Annotated in this window: 20 protein-coding genes; 4 read left to right on the forward strand and 16 right to left on the reverse strand. The window is 65.1% G+C overall.

From position 1 onward, the window contains the following. Positions 1-40: 40 nt before the first annotated feature. From JNE37_RS03760 to hemP, 12 genes are all read right to left on the reverse strand, one after another. Positions 41-2,734: an autotransporter serine protease gene (locus JNE37_RS03760; RefSeq protein WP_203065361.1), complete on the reverse strand. Its 2,694-nt coding sequence runs from the start codon at positions 2,732-2,734 to the stop codon at positions 41-43. Between the two features lie 58 nt (positions 2,735-2,792). After that, entirely contained in the window at positions 2,793-3,581 is a 789-nt protein-coding gene (locus JNE37_RS03765) for a DUF1684 domain-containing protein (RefSeq protein WP_203065362.1), read from the reverse strand. 151 nt (positions 3,582-3,732) lie between these two features. Continuing rightward, entirely contained in the window at positions 3,733-4,488 is a 756-nt protein-coding gene (locus JNE37_RS03770) for an ATP-binding cassette domain-containing protein (RefSeq protein ID WP_203065363.1), read from the reverse strand. Next, the gene (locus tag JNE37_RS03775) at positions 4,485-5,294 is read right to left on the reverse strand and encodes an ATP-binding cassette domain-containing protein (RefSeq protein ID WP_203065364.1); all 810 of its coding nucleotides are present in this window, start codon (positions 5,292-5,294) and stop codon (positions 4,485-4,487) included. The genes JNE37_RS03770 and JNE37_RS03775 overlap by 4 nt, the downstream gene beginning before the upstream one ends. Beyond that, entirely contained in the window at positions 5,291-6,133 is an 843-nt protein-coding gene (locus tag JNE37_RS03780) for an ABC transporter permease (RefSeq protein ID WP_379124441.1), read from the reverse strand. Before JNE37_RS03780 ends, JNE37_RS03775 begins: the two co-directional genes overlap by 4 nt. Positions 6,134-6,150: 17 nt before the next feature. Then, positions 6,151-7,050, reverse strand: a complete 900-nt coding sequence (locus tag JNE37_RS03785; RefSeq protein WP_425511501.1) for an ABC transporter permease — start codon at positions 7,048-7,050, stop codon at positions 6,151-6,153. A 94-nt stretch (positions 7,051-7,144) separates the two neighbouring features. After that, a complete protein-coding gene (locus JNE37_RS03790; protein ID WP_246513634.1) occupies positions 7,145-8,596 on the reverse strand; it encodes an ABC transporter substrate-binding protein in 1,452 nt (483 codons plus the stop codon). 229 nt (positions 8,597-8,825) lie between these two features. Next, the gene (locus JNE37_RS03795; RefSeq protein ID WP_203065366.1) at positions 8,826-9,611 is read right to left on the reverse strand and encodes a heme ABC transporter ATP-binding protein; all 786 of its coding nucleotides are present in this window, start codon (positions 9,609-9,611) and stop codon (positions 8,826-8,828) included. Positions 9,612-9,615: 4 nt separating this feature from the next. Then, entirely contained in the window at positions 9,616-10,719 is a 1,104-nt protein-coding gene (locus tag JNE37_RS03800) for a FecCD family ABC transporter permease (protein ID WP_203065367.1), read from the reverse strand. 3 nt (positions 10,720-10,722) lie between these two features. Then, the gene (locus tag JNE37_RS03805) at positions 10,723-11,610 is read right to left on the reverse strand and encodes a heme/hemin ABC transporter substrate-binding protein (protein WP_203065368.1); all 888 of its coding nucleotides are present in this window, start codon (positions 11,608-11,610) and stop codon (positions 10,723-10,725) included. A gap of 11 nt (positions 11,611-11,621) precedes the next feature. Next, a complete protein-coding gene (locus tag JNE37_RS03810; protein WP_379124396.1) occupies positions 11,622-12,671 on the reverse strand; it encodes a hemin-degrading factor in 1,050 nt (349 codons plus the stop codon). Positions 12,672-12,682: 11 nt separating this feature from the next. After that, positions 12,683-12,868, reverse strand: coding sequence for a hemin uptake protein HemP (gene hemP / locus JNE37_RS03815; RefSeq protein WP_035030939.1), 186 nt, complete (start codon positions 12,866-12,868; stop codon positions 12,683-12,685). Between the two features lie 175 nt (positions 12,869-13,043). Between hemP and JNE37_RS03820 the strand changes: the two genes are divergently transcribed. From JNE37_RS03820 to JNE37_RS03830, 3 genes are all read left to right on the forward strand, one after another. Further along, positions 13,044-15,116, forward strand: a complete 2,073-nt coding sequence (locus tag JNE37_RS03820) for a TonB-dependent receptor domain-containing protein (RefSeq protein WP_035030936.1) — start codon at positions 13,044-13,046, stop codon at positions 15,114-15,116. Positions 15,117-15,209: 93 nt separating this feature from the next. Further along, positions 15,210-15,614: a hypothetical protein gene (locus tag JNE37_RS03825; RefSeq protein ID WP_203065370.1), complete on the forward strand. Its 405-nt coding sequence runs from the start codon at positions 15,210-15,212 to the stop codon at positions 15,612-15,614. 2 nt (positions 15,615-15,616) lie between these two features. Then, positions 15,617-16,834 carry an energy transducer TonB family protein gene (locus tag JNE37_RS03830; RefSeq protein ID WP_203065371.1) on the forward strand — a complete coding sequence of 406 codons (1,218 nt, stop codon included), beginning with the start codon at positions 15,617-15,619 and terminating at the stop codon, positions 16,832-16,834. Between the two features lie 294 nt (positions 16,835-17,128). Here the strand turns inward: JNE37_RS03830 and JNE37_RS03835 are convergent, their stop codons facing one another. The 4 genes from JNE37_RS03835 to JNE37_RS03850 are packed head-to-tail and all read right to left on the reverse strand — an operon-like array spanning position 17,129 to position 21,199. After that, positions 17,129-18,184, reverse strand: a complete 1,056-nt coding sequence (locus tag JNE37_RS03835) for a VWA domain-containing protein (RefSeq protein ID WP_203065372.1) — start codon at positions 18,182-18,184, stop codon at positions 17,129-17,131. Continuing rightward, the gene (locus JNE37_RS03840) at positions 18,181-19,104 is read right to left on the reverse strand and encodes a DUF58 domain-containing protein (protein WP_035030924.1); all 924 of its coding nucleotides are present in this window, start codon (positions 19,102-19,104) and stop codon (positions 18,181-18,183) included. Before JNE37_RS03840 ends, JNE37_RS03835 begins: the two co-directional genes overlap by 4 nt. Then, entirely contained in the window at positions 19,079-20,098 is a 1,020-nt protein-coding gene (locus JNE37_RS03845; protein WP_246513500.1) for an AAA family ATPase, read from the reverse strand. The genes JNE37_RS03840 and JNE37_RS03845 overlap by 26 nt, the downstream gene beginning before the upstream one ends. Positions 20,099-20,125: 27 nt before the next feature. Further along, positions 20,126-21,199: a S1C family serine protease gene (locus JNE37_RS03850; RefSeq protein WP_203065373.1), complete on the reverse strand. Its 1,074-nt coding sequence runs from the start codon at positions 21,197-21,199 to the stop codon at positions 20,126-20,128. Between the two features lie 225 nt (positions 21,200-21,424). On the opposite strand from JNE37_RS03850, the gene JNE37_RS03855 reads away from it, so the two are divergent. Then, positions 21,425-22,354 (forward strand): substrate-binding domain-containing protein, encoded by a 930-nt coding sequence (locus JNE37_RS03855; protein WP_035030989.1) that lies wholly within the window; start codon positions 21,425-21,427, stop codon positions 22,352-22,354. The last annotated feature ends 4 nt before the right edge of the window (positions 22,355-22,358 follow it).

The raw sequence follows: 22,358 nt of genomic DNA on the forward strand, positions 1-22,358 counted from the left end.
GGGAGTCTGGCCCCCCGTGGGTAGGCAGGCCGACTCGCTTCTAGAAGCTGACACGCAACTCCGCCTTGACGCCATGGCTGCGTGAATTGGCAGAAACTTGACCGCCATAGGTCAATCCCACCTTTGCATTCTCGCTCAGCGGCAGGTCGATCCCCGCCTGCAGCAAAGCCGTGTCGCCGTCGATGCTCTGCCCCGTCACGTCGAACGAGCCGCTGCCCGCGAAGGCGTGGGTGGCAACCGGCGCCTCAATGCCGAAGGCATGCTGCCAGCCCAGCCCGGCGCGCAGGGTGGTTTCGGTTTCGCCGACCACCAGCTTCGTCTGCGCGTTGATGCCGACCGTCGAGAGCACGGTGGAAACCGACATGCTCGAGCCCGACAGCGCAGCGGCGCCGCCGGTTTCGGCGAACCCCTCGGTCCAGACATTCAGATAGGCCAGCCCCGCGAAGGGCTCGAAGCGAAAATCACCGGCCTCGATGCCGTAGCCGATTTCGGCAGAGGCCTGCGCCGTGTTGCCGCCATAGCTGGCCGTCAGCGTCTGCGCCGCGCCGCCGAGCGACAGGGTACGGGTGGTTTCGAGATCGTGCCGCGTATAGGTGGCGCCGGTGCGCAATGCGACATTGCCCCATTCCGTACCCGCATAGAGGCCGAGGTGGTAGTCGGTGCCGTCCGCCTTCATGCCGGGCGAATTGGTGGCGGTCTTGCCGAAGCCGAGCAGAGCGCCGACGCGCCAGTCGCCGAAGAGATTGTCGACACCCACGAGCTGGCCGGCGCTGAACCGGTCCTGCGCCCCGCCGCTGCCCCAGCCGGCCTGCGTGCTGGTCCAGTAGCTCGGCCCCTGCGGCACCGAAATCATCAGCGGCGAGGCGCTGGGCATATAGGACATCACCGGTATCTCGGTCGCGCCCGCCGATCCGGCGGCGCTGCGGAGCCGGTCGTTGGCCATCGATCCCACCATGCTGCCGGTGGCGATCAGGGACGTCGCGACCGAGGCTTGTCCGCCCCCCGAAAGCTGCTCGAAAGCCTCCCCGGCCTCGGCGGCGCTCAGGCCGATGACGGCGTCGAAGACGCCGTTGCCGATGCCCAGGTTCTCGATGACGCCAGCCGCACCCGCGCCATTGGCGCCCACCGCCATCGAGCGGAAGGTCGTCGCGTTGCGGCTGATGCCCAGATAGATCGAATTGGCGTCGGCCCGCACGCTCGTATCGAGAAACGCCATGTCGTCGATAACGGCGTCAAAGGCGCCGCTCAGGGAGCCCGCCTGCAGGACTTCGTATTCGGCGTCGCCTGCATAGCCGCCGGCCAGCACGTGCGCGGCCAGGTTGCCGGAAAGGCTTGTCGTTCCCGAAATGCTGGCGAGGCTGGGGCCAAACTTGCCGCCAAGATAGATCGCGGTCGTGGCGCCGGCGAACTGGGTGTAGTCGCCCTCGATCGTCATCACGCCGCCGTCGCTGCCCCAGCCGGGCTGGAAGATGCCGCGGTTTTCAAGATCGCCGTAGATCGTGCCGTCTCCGGTCAGGGTGCCGCCGGCATCGATGAAGGTTCGGGAGGCAATGCTGCCCTCGATGACGAGATCGCCACCATCCACGCGCGTGTCGCCGAGATAGGTGTTGTCCGCACGCAGGATCAGCACGCCATCGCCGGATTTGATGAGGCCGTAGTCACCGCTGATGGAATTGTACCAGGAGCTGACGCCATCGGGCTGCACGACGTGAAAATCGTTCCAGTCGAATTTGCCCGGCCCGAGCACCGCGGCCCAGGCCTGCAGCAGCCCGTAACCGAACACGTCATCGACGCCATCGCCATTCTCGTCCCAGGCGGTGCCGAGCAACACCTGCTTAATCTGGTTGCCGGTCATGTAGGGAAAGCGCTGTTTCACCAGCGCCGCCACGCCCGCCACGTGCGGACCGGCAAAGGACGTGCCCCAGACATGGTCGTAGCCACCGCCCGGAACGGCCACATAGATATCGTCCGCCGGCGCGGTCAGGCAGTAGTTCTTCGCTACGCCGCACTTGTTGCCGTAATAGTAGCCGGACACCGCCAGCCAGTTGTCCTCCAGCTCCGGGAAAAGATACGGCAGCCCGGCTTCGACGCTGGGATCGTCCAGGAAGTCATTGTGTGTCGGAACGATGAGCACGATGCCGTCATCAACGGCGCGGTGAAAGGCATCGATGACCGGAGCGGTGATGACCCTGTAGGCGGTCTCTACATCGTAGTCCCTGACCGTCCATCCCGTGTGGCCGAGCTCGTAGAGAATGAAATCGGTGTTCTGCCCGATGAGCCAGTTGAGCCCGCCGGCCACCGCGGCATCATCGATCCCGCCATAGCGATTGAGCAGCGAGGCTTCGAGTAGGGTCACGCCCGGCGCCACGCCATGCGTTCCCTTGCCGTCGCGATTGGCCGCCAGGACCGAGGCGACCATGGTGCCATGGCCGTTGAGACCGCTGTCCCAGCGCACGCCGTCAAGCGCCCAGCCCTGGAAATTGCGGCCCGCGAATTCGGGATGAGACATGTCGATGCCGGCGTCGAGAACACCGATATTGACTCCGGTGCCGTCCAGCCCGCCCGCATAGGCGTACTCGGCGCCGATAGTCTCCAGCCCCCATTGGGTGAAGAATTCCGGGGTGCGCCAGTATTCGGCCTGCCACGGCTCGAAGGCCATGGCGTGCGAGCAGGAAACGGCCACGGCGAGAGCGGCCGGCAGAAACCGGCGGCCCGACAAGGGATTGCTACTCAAAATGACCTCTCCGCAATGGCGGGCATAATTCGCTATGCCCGCCTTGCGGTCAACGGACTTAGTGCCCGTTAGCCACCCGCTTTTCGCCGGCGGTGATGGCGAAGGGCAGCACGTTTTCCGGCGGCGGCAGCGGGCAGACGGCGTGCTCGGTGAAGGCGCAGGGCGGATTGATGGCCTTGTTGAAGTCGAGCACGATGGTCTTGTCAGTCACGTCCTCGCCGAAGAGGAAGCGCGAGGCCGGGTAGGTGTCCGTCCGCGAGGTCGGGTCCTTGATGACGAATTGCGGCGAGGCGGCCGAGCCGTGCGTCGCGATCAGTTCATAGGTCTGCCCGTCGTGCTGGAACACGGCCTTGTGCGTCACCGTCACTTCGGTGGGGATGCCGAGCACGGTATCGACCGTCATGGTGATGGGCTTGTCCAGCAATTCCCAATTCGCCACGACTCGCCATTTCGGATCTGCCGGGAAATACGGAATGCCCGGAAACTCTGCCGGGGCCTTGGATTCCGTGTCGCGCACGCGCAAGGCATGCTCGCCATTGAGCGTCGTCACTTCGAGCAAGAGCGAGCCGGAATGGAAGCGCGGCGGATGGTGCTTGTCGAGCTTGAGCCGCACCGGCGCACCGCCATCGGCCGGCGTAAAGGTCACGCCCTCGTCGTCCTGCGTCACGGTGCCGACATGGGCCGGACCGGCGGAGAGCACGAGGTCGTTGTCGGCCGCCGAGCCGACCGTCACCGTACCGTTTTCCAGCCAGTAGCGGCCGATCACGTTGAGCCACCCATCGGCGGCCTTGAGCCGCTCCAGACGATGCGCCTTCCAGGCGTCCAGTTGGGTGAGATAGTCGGTCATTTGTTCAGTCCTCGTTTCCGGTCTCTGCACCTGCCACCACCACTGAACTTCCCCGGCCGCAGAGCCGGGGCCCACGGATTTCTCCACTCGGGTGGAGGGGTGCAATAGGCCCGGTTCTGCGGCCGGGGAAGTCCTGTGCATGTGGCAGGCGCTAGGTAGTCACTTCCGGCATCCGCGGCACGCTCGCCAGGAGGGTTCGCGTGTAGGGATGCTGCGGGTTCTTCAATATCTCGTGCGTGTTGCCGCTCTCGACAATCCGCCCGCGCTCCAAAATCACGATCTCCTCGCAGAGCGCCGCCACCACGCCCAGGTCGTGCGACACAAAGAGCAGCGTCATCTGTGCGGCGAGCTGCTTGAAGAGATCGACGATCCGCACCTTGGTGGAAAGATCGAGCGCGCTCACCGCCTCGTCGGCCAGCACCAGTTGCGGCCGCGCCACGATGGCGCGGGCGATGGCGATGCGCTGGCGCTGCCCGCCGGAGAATTCGTGCGGGTAGCGCCCGAGGATGTTGTCCTCCAGCCCCACCGCTTGCAGCGCCGCGCTCACCATCTGCCGGTGATCGCCGGCAATGCCGAGCGATTCCAGCGGCTCGGAGATGATGCCCAGCACCGTCTGGCGTGGATCGAGCGAGGAGTATGGGTCCTGGAACACCGCCTGCACGTTGCGGCGATAATCGCGCATGAAGCCGCGATTGCCGGCGTCGAGCACTTCGTCACCAAACAGGATGCGTCCCGTCGATGGCTTGCCCAGCCCGAGCAGCAGCCGCAGGAGCGTGGTCTTGCCCGACCCGCTCTCGCCCACCAGCCCGATGCTGACTCCCGGCTTGACCGTCAGCGACACATCGTTGAGCACCAGCCGGTCGCGGCCATAGCCGAAGCTCACGTTTTCGACCGAGACGATGCTCATCGCACGCCCTCCAGCGCCCGGTCGAACTGCTGCGCGGCGTCGACAAGCGAGCGCGTATAGGCATCCTGCGGCCGCGCGAAAACCTCGCCCACCGGCCCGGTCTCCACGGCCACGCCCTTGCGCAGCACCACCACATTCTCCACGATCTGGGACACCACCGGCAGGTCATGGCTGATGAAGAGCAGCGCCATGCCGCTTTCGCGCACGAGGCTGTCGAGCAGCTTCAACACCTCGGCCTGCGTGGTCACGTCCAGCGCCGTCGTCGGCTCGTCGGCGATCAGCAGCTTGGGTCGGCAGGCCAGGGCCATGGCGATGGCCACGCGCTGCCGCTGTCCGCCCGAAATCTCATGCGGGAAGGAGGCCGCGATACGCTCAGGCGTCGGTAGCGACACCTCTTCGAGCAGCCCGATCACCTCGCGGTTGAGGTCGCGGCCGTCCAGCCGGCGCCCCTCGCGCGTCCAGCGCCGTTGCAGCGGCTCGGCCACCTGCCGGCCGATCTTCATCAGCGGATCGAGCGCGGTGAGCGGCTCCTGGAACACCACCGCCGCTGCCTGCCCGCGCAGCTTGTTGAGCGTGCCTTCACGGGTGCCCACCACCTGCTGCCCATCGAGCAGGATCGAGCCCTCGACCGACATGTTCTTGGGCAAGAGCCCCATCACGGCCATCGAGGTCAGCGACTTGCCCGACCCGGATTCCCCGATCAGGCCGAGCCGCGCGCCCGGCTCGATGGCGAATGACAGGTCCGAAACCAGCGTCTCGGCGCCCGTCCGCAGCGTCAGGCTCCTGATGTCCAGCAACGCGCTCATCGCGACCTCTTCCGCGTCGGGTCGCCGATATCGCGCAGGCCGTCGGCCAGCAGGTTCATGCCGATCACCAGCGTCACCAGGGCTATGCCCGGCGCGATCGCGCCGATCGGCGCCGTATAGACCGTGCCCTGCGCCTCCTGCAGCAGCCGCCCCCACGAAGCATTAGGCGGCGGCGCGCCAAGGCCGAGATAGGAGAGCGAAGCTTCCGCGATCACCGCCAGCCCGAATTGCAGGGCGAAATTCACCGACAGGGTCGGCCAGATATTGGGCAGCACGTGCCTGGAGACCACGCCCGGCCAGGAGGTGCCCGAGGTGCGCGAGGCGATGATGTAGTCCTGCCCCAGCACGCGCTTGGCGAGGATGCGCGTCAGCCGCGCCACGATGGCCGAGATGGCGATACCCAGCGCCAGGATGGCGGTGAAGAGGCTCGCCGAATCCCCCAAGGCCACGATCAGCATGGCCAGCAGCAGCGTCGGGAAGGCGATGAGAATGTCGAGGGCCGCGGCCAGCGCGTCGTCCCAGAACTTGGTCGCGAACGCCGCCAGCATGCCCAAGGTGACCCCGATCACCGCGCCGATGGCCACAGCGCCCGTGCCCACGATCAGCGCGATGCGCGAGCCGATCATGATCTGCGTGAAGAAATCGCGGCCCAGCCGGTCGGTGCCGGCCCAGTGTTCCCATGACGGCGGCGCCAGGCGCCCGCCCGACATGCTGCCCGGATCGTAGGGCGTCCAGAACAGGGTCAGCGCAGCCATGGCCACATGGATGCCGACCAGCACCAGCCCCAGCCACAGGGTGAACGAATGCCGCGCCTTCGGCTTGGCGGGCGGCAGCGCCATAGTTTCCTCGACCGTGCTCATACCGGCCTCGCCCGATTGTCGCGCAGGCGCGGATCGATGACGCGCTGCAACAGGTCGGCGAAGAAGCCGACCAGCAGCACGAGGAGCGTCGAGATGAACAGCACGCCCTGCACATTGGGATAGTCGCGCTGCTGGATGGCCAGCAGCAGCATCGAGCCCAAACCCGGTAGCGCGAACACCTTCTCCACCACCACGGCGCCGAGGAAGGCCGTCGCCAGTTCGATACCGAGAATGGAGATCACCGGCACCGAGCCGTTGCGGATGCCGTGGCGGATCAGCGCTTCGGGGAAGCTTGAACCCAGCGCCCGCGCCGTGCGCAGATAGTCGCTGCCGAGCACGTCCTGCGCCGCCGAGCGCACATAGCGCAAGAGCGAAGCCGACATCACCAGCGCGATGGTGATGGTGGGCAGCAGCAGCGAATAGAGCGCCGCCCCGAAATTGCTCCAGCCCTTGAGCGGGAAGCCGGATGAGGGAAACAGCTTGAAGTTCACCGCAAAGATCGTGACCAGCAGGATGCCGACCCAGAACACCGGAATGGCGATGCCGAGCTGGGAGACGATCGAGATCAGGCCGCCATACCACTTGTCGGCCTTGACCGCCGAGACGATGCCGAGCGGCACGGCAATGATCAGCGCCAGGACGAAACTCATCAGCGTCAACGGCATCGTCACTGCGAGGCGGTTGCCGATTTCGCCCAGCACCGACGTCTTGCTGACGAAGGAAGTGCCGAGGTCGAAGCGGGCGAGGCTCGAAAGGAAATGCAGGAATTGCTGGAAAAGCGGCAGGTCCGAGCCCACCTCCCGGCGCGCCGCTTCGATCTGGGCCGGATCGGCGCCCACAGAGAGCAGTGCATTGGCCGGATCGCCCGGCAGCAGCCGAAGCAGAATGAAGAGCACTGCCGCCGCAACAAGCAGCGACAGTGCCAGAATGACCAGCCGGCGGATGGTGTAGCTGAGAATAGGGCTTTCCTTCCGCCGGCTGAAAAAGACCTTACTGAGCGGCCTTCTTGATCCCGTAGGCGAAGAACTGCGAGTTCAGGCCGTTGATCGGATAGCCGCTGACGTTAGCCGCAGATACCACAATCTGGGGGTAGAGGTAGAGCCAATTGCTGGCTGCGTCCTCGGCGATCAGCTTGTTGGCTTCCAGCAGCTTGGCCGTCTGGTCGGCTTCGGTCGGCTGCGTTTCGGCCGAGGCGATGAGATCGGTCACGGTCGGGTTGTTGTAGCCCCAGTAGAAGTCCGGGTTGCCGTAGAACACGATGTCGCGGTGGTTCACGTGTTCCTGGAGCGTGGCCTGGAAATCATGCGACTGGTAGATCTTGGTGTACCACTCGTTGGCCGTGATGATGTTGATGTTGGCCTTGACGCCGACCTTGGCGAATTCGCTCTGCAGGAACTGCGCCACGATCGGATGCGGATCGTAGTCGGGGGTGTCGATGGTGAATTCGAACCCGTCCGGGAAGCCGGCCTCCTTGAGCAGTTCCTTGGCGCTTTCCGGGTCATAGGGGTCGACATTGGTCAGGTCGACGTACCAGGGGTCGGTCGGCGGCACGAACGAACCGATCAGCGTGCCGTAATCGCCCCAGATGGATTCGAGCAGCTTCTTCTTGTCGACGGCGCGGGCCAGGGCCTTGCGGACCTTGACGTTGTCGAACGGCGCCACGCGGTCGTTATAGGCGAGGATTTCCTTGGTCGTCGAAGCGCCCTCGGTCACCGTGAACTGCGGATTGTCCTTGAACTGGGCCAGCGAATCCGGGCTCTGCACCGAGGTGATGATGTCCACTGCGCCGGTCAGCAGCGCGTTGTTGAGCGCGGTCGCGTCGGTAAAGTAATTGTAGGTCACGCCGGCATTGGTCGGCGCGGCTCCCCAATAACCGTCGAACTTCTCGAGCGCGAGGGCCGAGCCGCGGCGCCAGTCGGCGAGCTTGTAGGGGCCGGTGCCGTCTTCGGTCGAGGTGATGTCGGTGGCAGCGTCGTTGACGATCCACACATAGGAGAGGTTATAGGGCAGCGAGATCGAGCGGCTCTTGAGCTTGACTACGACCGTGGCATCGTCGGGCGTCTCGATGGAATCGATGACCGACAGGCTCTTCTTGCGTGAGGACTTGGAGTTCTCGGCCACGACGCGCTCGATCGAGGACTTGACGTCGGCGGCGGTCAGCGGGTCGCCCGAGTGGAATTTCACGTTCGGCTGCAGCTTGAACGTATAGGTTAGGCCATCCTCGCTTTGGGTGTAGTCGGCCACCAGCGACTTCTCGACGGCACCCGCATCGGTCAGCTTGAACAGCGCCTCATAGACGTTGCCGTTGAAAGCCTCGTTCACGCCCTGCCCGGCACCGGCGGTGTTGTCGAGGTTCTGCGGCTCGTAGAGCGAGCCGATATTGATGGTGGCGCTGGCGTCGAAATCCTGCGCGGAGACGCCGAAGGCCGTGCCGGCAAACATCAGCGCGGCAAGGGCCACTGCGGTGAATTTGCGGGGAGCGATGACGCTGTTCATCTTGACGTGTTCCTTGTTCATCCAGCCGTCCGGGACGGCGCGTCGGCGGCTCTCACGGCCGCCTCTGAGGGCACATGGATACAGCGTAAGCTCAGGCAATCCCACTCGCAAGGCAGCGTGGGCATTCCAATTTTATGCAAGGCGGAGAAACGAAGTTCCGCCACTGTTCGAAGAATCAGGCCGCTGACGATTGCGGCAGCACGAACGGCACTTCCCCGCGTGGAACGACACCCACCTTGAGGTTGCAATCGAAGACGGCGTTGATGATGTCGTCGCGCAGCACCTCGCCCGGCGTGCCGAAAGCGACATCCTGACCCTTGCGCATCACCAGGATACGGTCCGACGCCATGGCGGCGAGGTTGAGATCGTGTAGAACCGCGATCACCCCGCCCCCCGCTTCGGCAAATTCACGGGCGATCTGCATGATGGCAAGCTGGTGCTTGATATCGAGGCTGGAGACGGGCTCATCCAGCAGCAGATAGCGCGGCGCGCCGTCGAGGACGGGCCGCCAGACCTGGCAGAGCACGCGCGCCAACTGCACCCGCTGCTGCTCGCCCCCCGAAAGATCCTGGTAGAAGCGCCCGGCGAAGCCGGCGAGGTCGACGCGCTCCAGCGCTTCCTCCGGCAAGGCATCGGGATTGTCGACGCCCGAGCGGCCTGCAGTGGTGCCAAGCGCCACGACCTCGCGCACGGTGAAGGGGAAGGACAGCGTCGTCGATTGCGGCAGCACGGCGCGCATGCTCGCCGCCTGCCAGGGCCTGAGGCGCTTGAGGTCGTTACCGTTGATCGTCACACGGCCGGTATAGGCATGGTCGCTGCAAAGCGCCTTGAGCAAGGTCGTCTTGCCCGAGCCATTGGGGCCGATGATCGTCGTGATCTCGCCAGGACGGGCGGAGAAGGCGACTTCATGGATGATGATCTTGTCGCCGATAGCAACGGAAACGTCGTGGGCAGCAAGCATGATGTTACCAGGCCAGCCGATCGCGACGGCGCAGCAGGATCCAGAGGAAGAAGGGGCCACCTACCGAGGCGGTGACGATGCCGATCGGCAGTTCGGCGGGGGCAACGATGACGCGGCTGATGGCATCTGCCGTCAACAGGAACGAAGCGCCCAGCAGCGCCGAGGCCGGCAGCAGGAAGCGGTGGTCTGGCCCGATGACGAGCCGCAACAGGTGCGGCACGACGATGCCGACAAAGCCGATGCCGCCACTGACCGCAACCGAGGCGCCGGTCGCCGCAGCCACGGCGGCGATGGCGATGTTCTTGAAGCGCTGCACCGGCACGCCGAGATGATTTGCCGTCGCCTCGCCCAGTGTCAGTGCGTTGAGCCCCTTGGAGAGAAAGAACGTCGCCCCGATGGCCACCGCGATAATCGGACCGGCCGCCGCGATCTTGAGCCAGGTTGCACCGGCGAGCGAACCAAGGCCCCAGAAGGTCAGGTCGCGAAGCTGCTGGTCGTTGGCGAGATAGACGAGCACGCCGGTAACGGCCCCCGCCAGTGCGCCGATGGCGATGCCGGCAAGCAACATCGTGGCCACGGCCGTCTGCCCGCGCGAGGTCGAGACGCGATAGAGCGTCAGTGTCGTCGCCAGCCCACCGCCGAACGCCGCGAGCGGCAGGGTATAGATGCCGAGCAGCGCCACGAGCGGAGCGGCGATCGTTCCGCCCAGCACGATGATGACCACCGCCCCCAGTCCGGCGCCGGCCGAGACGCCCACCAGGCCCGGATCGGCCAGTGGATTGCGGAAAAGACCCTGCATCACGACGCCGGAAACTGCCAGTCCGGCGCCGATCAGGATGCCCAGCACCAGCCGGGGCAGCCGAATGTCGTAAATGATGACCTGCTCACGCAGCACGGCGGGATCGGATTTGTCGACCAGCCCGAACCAGCTTTCGATAACCGCCCAGCCGCTCGACCCGGATGCGCCGGTGGTGAGGCTGAAGAGCGACACCACCACCAGCAAGATTGCGAGGCCTATGACCGTCACTCCCGCCAGCCGGGCCCTGTCCCCGGCACGCGCCGGACGCTCCTGTGCGGCAAACCAGGCTTTGAGAGTGAGGTCGGTCATGGCTCAGTTCCCCGAAAGGCTGTCGCCGTAGATGGCCTTGGCGAGGTCGCGGATGGCCGATGCCGTGCGCGGACCGAAGCCGAGGAGATAGGCGCCGTCGATGCGGACGATGCGCTTGTTCTGCCCGGCCGGCGTCAGCGACAGGGCCGGATGGGAGAACAGCGTTTCATCGCTCACCGCCAGTTCGCCGCCACGATCCATCATCAGGATCACATCCGGCTTTGCGTTGATAATCGCCTCGTCGGTCAGGGCCTTGTAGCCCTGGTAATCGGTGATGGCGTTCTCGGCGCCGGCCAGTGCGATGATGCCGTTCGCCGCACTGCCCGTGCCCGAAGCCTGGATCTTGCCGTCCTGCATCGAGAGGATGAACAGCACCTTCTGGCGCTGCGACACGTCCCTGGTCAGCTCCTCGGCATCCTTGAGGTCCTTGTCGACGGTTTCAGCGAGCTGTCTGGCCTTATCCTCGACGCCCAGGGCCTGTCCCACCGCCTTGATCTTGGCAAGGATGCCTTCGTGCGTGAAGCCTTCCGGCACGGTCTCGTAGGGAATGCTGGCCTTGGAGAGCACGTCCAGCGCTTCCTTGGGCCCCGAACCTTCGAGCACCAGCAGCGCACTCGGATTCACCGAGAGGACACCCTCGGGCGAGAGCGCCCGCATGTAGCCGACATCGGGAAGCTTGAGCGCCTCCTCGGGATAGACCGCCGTGGAATCGCGGCCGACAAGCCGGCCCTCTTCGCCCAGCGCGAAGATGATTTCGGTCAGCGAGCCACCGACGGCCACCAGCCGGGACGTATCGGGGAACGGCTTGAGGTCCTGCGCCAGGGCAGGCGTCGCCAGCAAAGCGACCGCCAGCGTCAAGGCCTTGAGCGGCTTGGAAAAATGCAGCGTCATGATCGCGTCTCTCAGGCCGCCGTCGATTGGGCGAGTGCGGGCAGGCTCTCGACCAGCGCGCGCCATTCGGGCCGCTCATCGTGCCCTTCGACGCGCTTGCCGAAGAACTGGATGATGAGCTTCTGGTCGGCGCCATAGCACTCGACAGAAGTCACGTGGCCATCCGAAGTCGGCTTGCGCACCGCCCAGACTTCCACGATCTGGTCGAGACGCAGATGCAGGTGGAAGGTCTCGTCGAGCACGTTGAGCCATGGCCCCATCGGCTCGACCTTGGCCACCGGTCCGCCATGGATCTGGATGCAGCCGGCATTGCCGACGAACACCATGATCGGCAGCGAGATGCCTGCCGCGCCGTGCATCAGCTGTTCGGTCGCCGACGGATCGAGCGGCCAGGCATATTGATTGCCGACCATGCGCATGGCCTGCAGGCGCTCGAGATTGAGCTTCTTGAGCATGCCGAAGAACTGGTGCGTGTCGGTGAGGCGCGACCAGTTTTCACGCAATTCCTCGGCGTTCGCGGCGGCAGCTGCATCCACCGCGCCGGCGTCGGGAACTTCACCGATCTCGACGGTCTGCGACTGGTCCTCGGCCCGCAGACGCGCGGCGAGTTCGTTCCAGGCATCCATGTTCGTGGCCGGGCGCGAATGCACCTTGTGCACGGCATTGCCGGCGGCATCGAAGAACTGCAGCGAATGGCGCACGCCACCCTCGCCGTCCTCCTTGCGGACCGCGAAGCCGCTCGCCCACTTCTTGGGGAAAATGCGCAGGTCGATCTCGTCGCCGAGCACCAGCGCGCTCATCGGACCGACCTTGACGTCCTCATAGGGGCCGATCTTTTCGTGGACGGCGCTTTCGTTGCGCGTCAACGCCATTACCTCGCCGCAGGCAGGCAGGCCCTCGAGCAGAACGGCAACGTCGGGGTTGAGCCGCACCACGCTCTCGCCCACGAAAGCGGCGGTCAGTTCGGCTTCGGAAATCCCGCGGATGCGCGCGAAATCGCGCTCGCGCATCTTCGGGTGCATGGCCCGCAATTCACGAATCTCGGCCGGAGATTTGGCCATCTTTGGCTCCCTCATTTGTTCAGTATCAGCTTGCCCTGACGGGTGATCTTGAGGCGGTAGACCGCCTGTTCGTGGAGGATCTGCACCTCGGTGCTCCCCTCGAAGATCTCTTCGCTGGTCAGCGTGCGCGGGGCTCCGTCCTGCTGCGGGCGAGCCGGCTTGGATAGAGCGGAGGTCTGTCGTTCGAGGTTGGGCACGTGTCTGATCCAGCAGTCGAAATCGGGCGACTGGCGCCTCGACTTAATTCTTGACTCTGAGTATCAGGATTTATAGACACGTCAATAGTGGATTGCAGGAGTCATGTTTTCTGTGATCGATCGAGTGCGAGCAAGCCCCAAGCCAGCCAGCATGTAAAAATAACTGGAGACTCTGATGGGGCTGGTAAGAAGAAACGTCGTGGTGCTGCTGGGCGGTGCCGCGATGACGGTCCTGGTGGGCGTGCCGCAGGTGGCAGCGCAAAGCCAGGGCCAGAACGGCAAGTTCGTGACGCTGCTTGAGCGTCTGGTGATCGGCGCGGGGGCGCCGAAAGTGGCCGTCGACACGCCGCAGGCGGTGACGGTGGTGGATCAGGCCGATATCGACGCGGCGCAGGCAACGACCGTCAAGGACGTGCTCGAAACCGTGCCCGGCGTCTCCGTCATCGGCAGCGACCGCATTTTCGGGGAATCGTTCAACATCCGCGGCATCGGCACGGCCGAGAACTCGGGTGATGAATCGCGCATCATCGTGACGGTGGACGGCGCCAAGAAGTTTTACGAGCAGTACCGCATGGGCTCGTTCTTCTCCGATCCCGAGCTTTACAAGCAGGTGGAAGTCCTGCGCGGTCCCGCTTCCTCGACCCTTTACGGTTCGGGCGCTCTGGCCGGCGTCATCAACTTCACCACCAAGGACGGCTCCGATTTCATCAAGGACGGCCAGACCGGCGCGATCCGTGTCAAGGGCCAGTACTCCTCGAACGGCAACGGCACGCTGATGTCGGGCCTGGTCGCCCACAAGTTCAACGAGGGCTTCGATATCCTCGCCACCGGCAACTGGCGGCGCTCGAACGATTTCGACCTCGCCAATGGCGGCGTCCTCTCAGGCTCGGCGTTCGATGCCTATTCCGGCCTTATCAAGGGCACGGCGCGGTTCGGCGACCAGGACGACCAGAAGCTGAGCGTTTCCTACCAGCGCTGGTCGAGCAAGAACAACGACCAGGACTATGCCCAGACCGGTACCGTGGCCGCGTTCGGCACGGTCGACCGCGACGTGGTCGACCAGACGGCCGTGCTGCACTACGAGAACGCCGCCACCGACAATCCGTGGGTCGATCTCAAGGCGAACCTTTCCTACTCGGACACCTATGTGAAGCAGACCAATTCGGCCATCGGTTCGATCGGTGACGCCGAATACGGGTACAAGACCTGGCAGGCGAGCCTCGAGAACACGTCCGAATTCAGCGGCGAAAGCTGGCAGAATTTCCTGACCTACGGCGCCCAGCTTTCCTATCAGGACCGCATCGCCTTCACGACGCTGCCGCTCCCGAACACCACGATCTCGACGCACCCGGAAGGCAAGGACACGCGTCTTGGCATCTATGCCCAGGACGAGTTCATCCTAAACGACCAGCTGACCATCATCACTGGCGGCCGTGCCGACTTCGTCTGGCAGAAGCCGGAGGTCACCACCAAGGGCCAGCACGAAATCCAGGACGTGGCGCTCTCGCCCAAGGTGGCGGCGCTCTACAAGTTCAACGACAACGTCTCGATCTTTGGCTCGGTCGCCCATACTGAGCGCCTGCCGACGCTCGATGAGCTCTACCAGTACAACAGCGTCAAGGGTCCGAGCCTCAACCTCGAAAAGGAGCAGTCGAACTCCTACGAGGCGGGCTTCGCACTCACCGGCTACGAGCTGCTGTTCGATGGCGACCAGGCGACCGTCAAGGTCACCGGCTTCTACAACGACCTCACCAATCTCATCGAATCCTCGCCGTCGGTCGTGGGCAACCCCTACTTCCGCAACGTCGGCAAGGCGACGATCTATGGCGTGGAAGTGGAAGGCAGCTACGAGTCCGAATTCCTCTTCGGCCGTCTGGCCTATGCCGCCATGGTCGGCACGAACGATGTGACCGGCAAGGCCCTTACCTCGGTGCCCGGCCACAAGCTGCAGCTCACCGTCGGCGCCCGTAACCCCGAGTACAATCTCGAATACGGCGCCAAGGCAACGATCGTGGCCTCGACGGAAACCGGCGTGCTGCCCGTCACTGGTAGCGATGCCTCGACGCCCGGCTACGCCACCTTCGACATCTTCGCCAACTGGAAGCCGGAATCGGGTCCCCTGGCCGGCACCGAAGCGCAGTTCTCGATCGAGAACATCTTCAACGCCGACTATCGCGACAACCAGACGCCGGACCGCTCCAAGGGCCGCACCTTCAAGCTGACGCTGGCCAAGCAGTTCGACTACTGACGCTACCTCTACCGGCGCGGACGCATGTGCCGCGCCGGCTTTTCCCATGCATGGAGACAAGGAATGATCGCGCGAGCATTTGGAATGTTGGGGATGCTTGCCGCGATTGGCCTGCCGCCGGCCGCCGTAGCGGCAACCACGGCGCCGGCGGCAGGGTTGTCCCTCGAACTCAACGCGCTGCAACCGAGCGAAACCGGCTGCCGCGTCACGTTCCTCGCCACCAATTCCCTCGGCAAGCCGCTCGACAAGGCGGCCTTCGAAGTGGCGCTCTTCAACGCCACGGGCGGCATCGAGCGCCTGGTGACCCTCGATTTCAAGGCGCTGCCCGAGGGCAAGACCAAGGTGCTTCAATTCGATCTCGCCAAGACGCCCTGCGATGGCCTGAGCCGCGTGCTCATCAATGACGTCGCGGCCTGTACGGGCACCGGTGTCGAGGCCGGCGAGTGCCTCGTCTCGCTTACCACCTCCAACAAATCCACGATCCAGTTCGGGCTCTGACCATGAGCGCGGCCTGGCCGATCTGGAACAATGACAATCCCCTGCCCGGCCGCCCGCCGCGCGCCTGGGTGCCGGTCGTCATCCAGAACCCAGGCCACCCGGTGCCGACCGTGGCGGCCCCCGGCGTCTCGCTCCTCGATCTACCTGCTCCGCGCAAGTCGGCGCGCTGGGCTTTCGGCCCGCTTGCCTCGCTCCTCTTCCACGCCGCTGCGCTGGCCGCCGGCATCTTCATGTTCCTGCCCACCGACGACAGCCTTGATGTCGAAGGCTCGGCAGTCGAAGTCGAAATCATCGCCATGCAGACCGTCGCCGCCAACGAGGTGAGCGAGGTGCAGAGCGATGCCACGCAATCCATGGTCTCCGCCGGCGGCGAGGTCATAGAGGCCGCCGAACCGGAAACTCTGGATCCCGTCGAGCCCGAGCAGGCGACCCAGCCCGAGACCGCGGAGCCAGTCGAGACCGAGGCTGTCGAGACCGTTGAACCGACGCCCCTTGAGGAAGTGAAAGTCGCCGAGGTGACCGAGCCTGCTCCGCCCGTTCAGCAAGCCGAGACAGTCGAACCAGTCGAAATCGCCCCCGTCGAAACGGCCCCGCTCCTCGCCTCGACCGCGATCACGCCCGAGCCGCTGGAAGCCGTGCAGCCTGAGGCGGCGGAGGCAATCGAGCCTCCCGATACGCTTGAGATCACCCCGCCCAAAAGCGAGGTCGTCGAGGCCGTCGATCCCGACGCGCCACCGGTGCCCAAGACCCGCACCGTCGCACAGCGGCAGGAGCCCACCTATCCCAAGGAGCCGGCAAAGCCCAAGGCGGAAACGCCCAAGAAGCAGGAACCGCAGAAGCCCAGGCCCAACCAGGGCGGCAATGGCGGCAATTCCAATGCGGATGCGCAGGCACGCGCTTCGGTCGCCAGCCAGCAGGGCACCGGCCCCCAGGGTAATGGCGCCGCGCTCACTAAATATCAGGGTCAGGTACTATCCAAGATCCGCCGGGCCCTGCGTAACTATCGCGGCCCACGCGGCAATGGTGAACTCGTCGTGCAATTCGTCGCCTCGGCCAATGGCACTGCTTCTGGCATAAGTGTCATCAGTTCCTCGGGCAATGCCGGCTTCGACGCAGCCGCCGTCGACATCATCCGCCGGGCCGCCCCCTTTCCGCCGATTCCTGCGGATGCAGGCACCAATAGCTGGACCTTCAAGATGCCGTTCGGGTCTGGGCGCTAGGGTCCGTACTCAATAAGTCCCGGCGCCCCAGAGCGCTATCTCCCCATCCGACAGATTCCAACGGAAGCACCGTCCGTCTGCCGCGCCACACCCACTGAACTTCCCCGGCCGCAGAGCCGGGGCCCACGGATATCTCCACTCGAGTGGAGGGTGGCAATGGGCCCCGGAACAAGTCCGGGGAAGTCCGGTGGGTGGGGCGGCCATCGCAACCTCATCTACCGGTACAATTGAGTACGGACCCTAGAGCGTTGGATCATGACCCGGGACTGCCTCCGCCAACGGATCTCCCCCGCCTCACGCAATCCGGTTGAACCACAACAATGACAGCCCCGCCGCCAGCAGCGCGACCAGCGCGCCGATCCCCGCGAAGATGAACGCGATCTCGGTCAGCTTCTTCTCCATCACCAGGCGAGAGGAGAGCGTCTCATAGACCTTGGCAAGGTCGTCGGATGATTGCGCGGCGAAGTACTCGCCGTCCGTCGTCCGCGCGATTTCCTGCAGCGCCGTCTCATCCAGTTGCGCCCGCATCGAGCGGCCGCCGAAATCGACGACATCGCCGTTGGTCGAGCCGAAGCCGACCGTATAGACGCGCACGCCATAATCCGCGGCTACCTTGCCGGCCTGAATGGGGTCCGGTCCCGTCGTCGTAGCCCCATCGGTGAGGAGGATGACGAAGGCGTTCTCGTACGAGCCCGGCTCAACCGGCACGTGGTCAGGCGGCTCGGCGGCGTTGGGTTCCGCGAAAGGCAGGCCCAGCGCGTCCCCACCGGGGCCGAAGCCCGAGGTGCCAAATCCGCCGACCTCGAAGCGCTGGTCGGGAAAAATCGTCGCCAGCGATACCAGCACGCCCGACCCAACCGCGGTTCCGCGCCAGAGCTGGAACTGGTCGATGGCGCTATACAGCGCCTCGCGATCCACCGTCGGGGCCTGCACCAGCAGGGCAGCGGCGGCAAAGGCGACGATGCCGACCTGCACGTCGGCCGGCTGCTGCGCGATGAACTTCTTGGCGGCTTCCTGCGAGGCGGCGAGCCGGTTCGGCTGCACGTCACGCGCCCGCATCGAGCCCGAGACATCCATGGCAAGGATCACCGTCGAGCGTGTCGAGGCCAGCGTCACCACTGCCGCCGGTCGCGCGACCGCGAGGATCAGGATGGTGAGGGCGAGGAGGAACAAGGCCGGCGGCACATGCCGGCGCCAGCTCGAACGGCCGGCCATGGCCTGCTTGACGATGCCAAGATTGGCGTAGCGCACCGCCGTTTTCTTGCGTCGGCGCAGCAGGGCCACGTAAAGCGCCACGAGCAGCGGCACGAGCAGCAGCAGCCAGAGCATGGGCATCCACAGGAAGGTCATGACATGCCTCCTCCCGCCAGGGCGGTTCCGCGCGACTGAGCCTTGCGCATGCCGGCAAAGCGCAGCACCGCATCGAGCAGGTCGTCGTCGGTCGACAGCTCGAGCACATCCATGCCGGCGGCGCCGAAGGCTTCCATCGTCGCCTCCTCGGCACGCTGCGCCTCGGCGACGAAGCGCCGGCGAAAGCCCTTGTCGTTGGTGTCGACCGTCAGTTGCTCGCCGGTCTCGGCATCCTGGAACACCAATACGCCAAGATCAGGGAGCGCCATGTCGAGCGGATCGATGAGACGCACCGCGATCGCCTCGTGCCGGCGGTTGAGGTCGAACAATGCCCGCTCCCAACCCGGCCGCGAAATGAAGTCGGAAACGACGAAGACAATGCTTCGCCGCTTGATGGTCGAGAACGCCCGTCGCAGGAATGCGGCAAGGTCCGTCTGCGGCGCGCGCAACAGGCGTGGCTGGGACTGGACCTTGTCGAGAATATGCAGCACCTGCGGTCGCCCGCCGCGCGGGGGGATGACGAAATCGCTGACGCCGTTGAAGCCAATGGCGCCGACGCGGTTGCCCTGCCGGGTAAGAAGTCGTGCCAGCACCGCAGTGAACTCGGCGAGCACCTGCCGCTTGTTGACCTCGCGCGAACCGAAATCGACCGAAGGGCTGAGGTCGAGCAGGAACCAGGCCGTGACCTCGCGGTCCTCGTTATAGACCCGCACGTGCGGCGTCTGCGTGCGCGCTGTGACGTTCCAATCGATCAGGCGCACGTCGTCATAGGGCTGGTATTCGCGCAAGTCGGCAAAATCGATACCGAAGCCCCGGAACAGCGAGCGATAATCCCCCTGCAGCAACCCGTCGAGCCGGCGGATCACCGTCCATTCTAGGCGCCTGAGGACGGCCTCAGCCGGATGCGGCGACGCGGACATGGGCTTCCAGCGGCTTTTCTGGCGCAGGCACGGCCTGCAGTATCTGCGAGACGATGGTATCGGCCGAAATGCCCTCCGAGAGCGCTTCGTAGGAGAGCACGATGCGGTGGCGCAGCACGTCGCCAACAACGTCCACCACGTCTTCGGGCAGCACATATTCGCGGCCGCGCAGGAAGGCGAGCGCCCTGCCCGCCTCGATCATGTTGATGCTCGCGCGTGGGCTCGCCCCGAAGGTGATGAAGCGCGGCATGTCGCCCAGCCCCACCGAAGCCGGGTCGCGCGTGGCCTTGGCGACCTTGACCGCGAACTGGATCAGCGAGGGGTCGACATAGAGAGCCCGGCTCTTGGCCTGCAATTGCACGAGCTGGTCGATCGTGGCAACGCGCGCCACGGCCTGCGCCACCCCCGTCACGCGCGAAACAATGACGAATTCCTCCTCTTCGCTGGGGTAGCCGACCAGCACCTTCATCATGAAGCGGTCGACCTGCGCCTCGGGCAGCGCATAGGTCCCGTCGGTCTCGATCGGGTTCTGCGTGGCCATGACCACGAAGGGCTCGGGCACCTTGTGGGTTTCTCCCGCAATCGTCACCTGACGCTCCTGCATCACCTCGAGCAGCGCGCTCTGCACCTTGGCAGGCGCGCGGTTGATTTCGTCGGCGAGCAGGAGGTTGCAGAAGACAGGTCCGAGCGAGGTCGAGAAATCGCCGGTCTTCTGATTGTAGATGCGCGTTCCGACCAGGTCCGACGGCACGAGGTCGGGCGTGAACTGGATGCGTTTGAACGAGCCGTGGATCACATCGGCCAGCGTCGAGACCGTCAGCGTCTTGGCGAGGCCGGGCACGCCCTCCACCAGCAGGTGCCCGCGCGCCAGCAGCGCCACCAGCACGCGTTCGAGGAAGTGGTCCTGGCCGACCACGACCTTTTTGACCTCATAAAGAACCTCCTCCATCAGGGAGGCGGCGGCGGGGGCGGAATTCTTCGCTTTCTCGTCCATTTCTCCATCCGGTCTTGCTGGCAATCTCTAGAGCGGGGATTCCCCCACCGCGCCCGCGGCGCTTTCGATGGGCACGGCGAAGCCGATACCGGCAAAGGTGCGCAGTCCCGATGGGTTGAGGATCGCGGTCACGATCCCGACCACATCGCCGTTGGCATCGATCAGCGGTCCGCCTGAATTGCCCGGATTGGCTGCCGCGTCGAACTGGATGAGGTTGGTGAGGCGCGACTTGTCGCCCTGCTCGAACGAGCGCCGCAGCCCCGAAACCACGCCTGACGAGGCCGAGGGACCGATGCCGAAGGGGAAGCCGATCGCCTCCACCTCGTCGCCCGGATGCAGGTTAGCGGTCGAGCCGAGCGTGGCCGGTTGCAGGTCGTCGGGAATGACGTCGGGCAGGATGATGGCGAGATCGTTCTCAGGCCGCGCACCTACGATACGGGCTTCGGACTCGCTGCCGTCGAAGAACGTCACCCGCAGCTTCTTAGCCGCGCCGGCAACGTGGAGATTGGTGAGGATCGTGCCCTGGTCATCGATGATGACGCCGGTACCGACGGCCGTGAACTTCTCGTGGAAGTCCTCCTCGACACCCTTGCCGTCCGGGTTCTGCGCTGCCGGGTTGTCGGGCTCGTTCGGCGCCGCCTGCGGACCGGGCAGCGGCGTCACGGGCGGCTTGGGCGGCGCGGCGGCCTCGTCCTTCTTTTCCGGCTCGTCCGGATCATAGCCATTCACCCGCACCACGGAGCGAATGACCTTGCCGTAGACGAGTGAGGCCGTCGAAGGCGGGCGTGGCCGCTCGTCGACGATCTGGTTGACGCTGGCCTTGAATTGTCCGGGCGTGATGTTCTGGGGTGGTGGCTTGAGGGCATCGTAGGTGCCGACCGCAGCGAGCGTCACCAGCGCGCTGATCGCGACCAGTACCGGGCCCTGATGCCGCGCATAAAGCCTCTGCCAGCCGGAGGCGGCGCGCTGGCGCAAGGTCGGCGCTTCGTCCTCGGCCGGGCCGTCGACGAAAACCGGGGTTACGCCGTCCTTCTCTACCCACGGCGAAGCACCCGCCGCGCGCGGCTTTCCCGATCTGCTGTAAACCGGCCGCCTATTCACTTCAAACGCTCCCCGCGCCTGACATCGGCAAACCAAGCCCCTCGCTTGAGGCTAGTCGAGCCCAGGCAAGGGAGCCAAGCGAAAACCCGGAGAAAGGTTCCCGCCTCTCTCAAAAGTGAGTGAGCCGCGATTGCGGCAAGGCGCCCCTGGAGCGGCCGCATTTAGCGCTTGGAGCGGATGGCCGCCCCCGATATGGTCGGCCCGGAATTCTGGAGGGAACTCGAAATGACTAAGTTTGTAACGTCGCTGGCCCTTTCGGCGGCGTTTGCACTCACTGCCGCTGGCACCGCTCAGGCCGCCGGCGAAAAGATCTCGGTACTCACGCCGTACCTGTCGGCAATCGCGACCGCCGAAATGATCGACTCGTTCAAGGCGCAGGCCGAGAAGTTCCAGTGGACGGTCGATGTCGTGGACACGGCCGGCGACATGGGCGCCTTTGCCAGCCGCCTCGAAGACGCCACCACCAAGGCCCCCAATGCCATCGTGCTCGTCTCGGTCGATCCGGCCCAGATCCAGGATCAGGTCGACAAGGCCAAGGCCGCCGGCATCCCCGTGGTGACCATCGACGGCGCCAAGAACGCCTCGACCGTGCTCAACGTCACCTCGGACAATTTCGTTCTCGGCCAGACCATGACGAAGTTCCTGTTCGATGCCATCGGCAACAAGGGCAACATCGTCCGCTTCTTCTATTCGGCCCATCCGGGCGTGCATGCGCGCGAGCTGGCGCTCGATGAAGCCCTCAAGGCCAATCCCGACGTCAAGCAGGTCGCCGACCACTATGTTCAGGTCCCCGGCCAGATCGATGACAGCCGCGCCGCCATGGATGCGATCCTTCTCGCCAATCCGGCCGATGGCGCGATCAATGCCGTCTGGGCAGGCTGGGACGAGCCGGGCATCGGCGCCAACCTCGCCATCGAGGCTGCGGGCCGCAAGGGCATCGTGGTTGCCGGCATCGACGGGAATCCCGAAGCTATCGAGCTCATCAAGAAGTGCTCGGCCTATATCGGCACCGTGCGCCAGGGCTTCACGCAGATGGCCGATATCGCCGCTGAGCAGCTCAACACCATCCTTGCCGGCGGAAAGCCGGAAAAGGACGAGCTCTATGCCCCTGTCGAGCTGATCACGCGCGACAGCCTCGGCGTCAAGTGCGAGTGACGGC

The organism is Paradevosia shaoguanensis (assembly GCF_016801025.1).
GTDB lineage: Bacteria > Pseudomonadota > Alphaproteobacteria > Rhizobiales > Devosiaceae > Paradevosia > Paradevosia shaoguanensis.

What these genes read in the sequence shown, in the direction of transcription:
- JNE37_RS03765 (WP_203065362.1), bottom strand. Translation starts at nt 3,581, where the DNA reads ATGACCGACTATCTCACCCAACTGGACGCCTGGAAGGCGCATCGTCTG.
- JNE37_RS03770 (WP_203065363.1), bottom strand. Translation starts at nt 4,488, where the DNA reads ATGAGCATCGTCTCGGTCGAAAACGTGAGCTTCGGCTATGGCCGCGAC.
- JNE37_RS03775 (WP_203065364.1), bottom strand. Translation starts at nt 5,294, where the DNA reads ATGAGCGCGTTGCTGGACATCAGGAGCCTGACGCTGCGGACGGGCGCC.
- JNE37_RS03780 (WP_379124441.1), bottom strand. Translation starts at nt 6,133, where the DNA reads ATGGCGCTGCCGCCCGCCAAGCCGAAGGCGCGGCATTCGTTCACCCTG.
- JNE37_RS03790 (WP_246513634.1), bottom strand. Translation starts at nt 8,596, where the DNA reads ATGTTTGCCGGCACGGCCTTCGGCGTCTCCGCGCAGGATTTCGACGCC.
- JNE37_RS03795 (WP_203065366.1), bottom strand. Translation starts at nt 9,611, where the DNA reads ATGCTTGCTGCCCACGACGTTTCCGTTGCTATCGGCGACAAGATCATC.
- JNE37_RS03800 (WP_203065367.1), bottom strand. Translation starts at nt 10,719, where the DNA reads ATGACCGACCTCACTCTCAAAGCCTGGTTTGCCGCACAGGAGCGTCCG.
- JNE37_RS03805 (WP_203065368.1), bottom strand. Translation starts at nt 11,610, where the DNA reads ATGACGCTGCATTTTTCCAAGCCGCTCAAGGCCTTGACGCTGGCGGTC.
- JNE37_RS03810 (WP_379124396.1), bottom strand. Translation starts at nt 12,671, where the DNA reads ATGGCCAAATCTCCGGCCGAGATTCGTGAATTGCGGGCCATGCACCCG.
- JNE37_RS03820 (WP_035030936.1), top strand. Translation starts at nt 13,044, where the DNA reads ATGGGGCTGGTAAGAAGAAACGTCGTGGTGCTGCTGGGCGGTGCCGCG.
- JNE37_RS03825 (WP_203065370.1), top strand. Translation starts at nt 15,210, where the DNA reads ATGCTTGCCGCGATTGGCCTGCCGCCGGCCGCCGTAGCGGCAACCACG.
- JNE37_RS03830 (WP_203065371.1), top strand. Translation starts at nt 15,617, where the DNA reads ATGAGCGCGGCCTGGCCGATCTGGAACAATGACAATCCCCTGCCCGGC.
- JNE37_RS03835 (WP_203065372.1), bottom strand. Translation starts at nt 18,184, where the DNA reads ATGACCTTCCTGTGGATGCCCATGCTCTGGCTGCTGCTGCTCGTGCCG.
- JNE37_RS03840 (WP_035030924.1), bottom strand. Translation starts at nt 19,104, where the DNA reads ATGTCCGCGTCGCCGCATCCGGCTGAGGCCGTCCTCAGGCGCCTAGAA.
- JNE37_RS03845 (WP_246513500.1), bottom strand. Translation starts at nt 20,098, where the DNA reads ATGGACGAGAAAGCGAAGAATTCCGCCCCCGCCGCCGCCTCCCTGATG.
- JNE37_RS03855 (WP_035030989.1), top strand. Translation starts at nt 21,425, where the DNA reads ATGACTAAGTTTGTAACGTCGCTGGCCCTTTCGGCGGCGTTTGCACTC.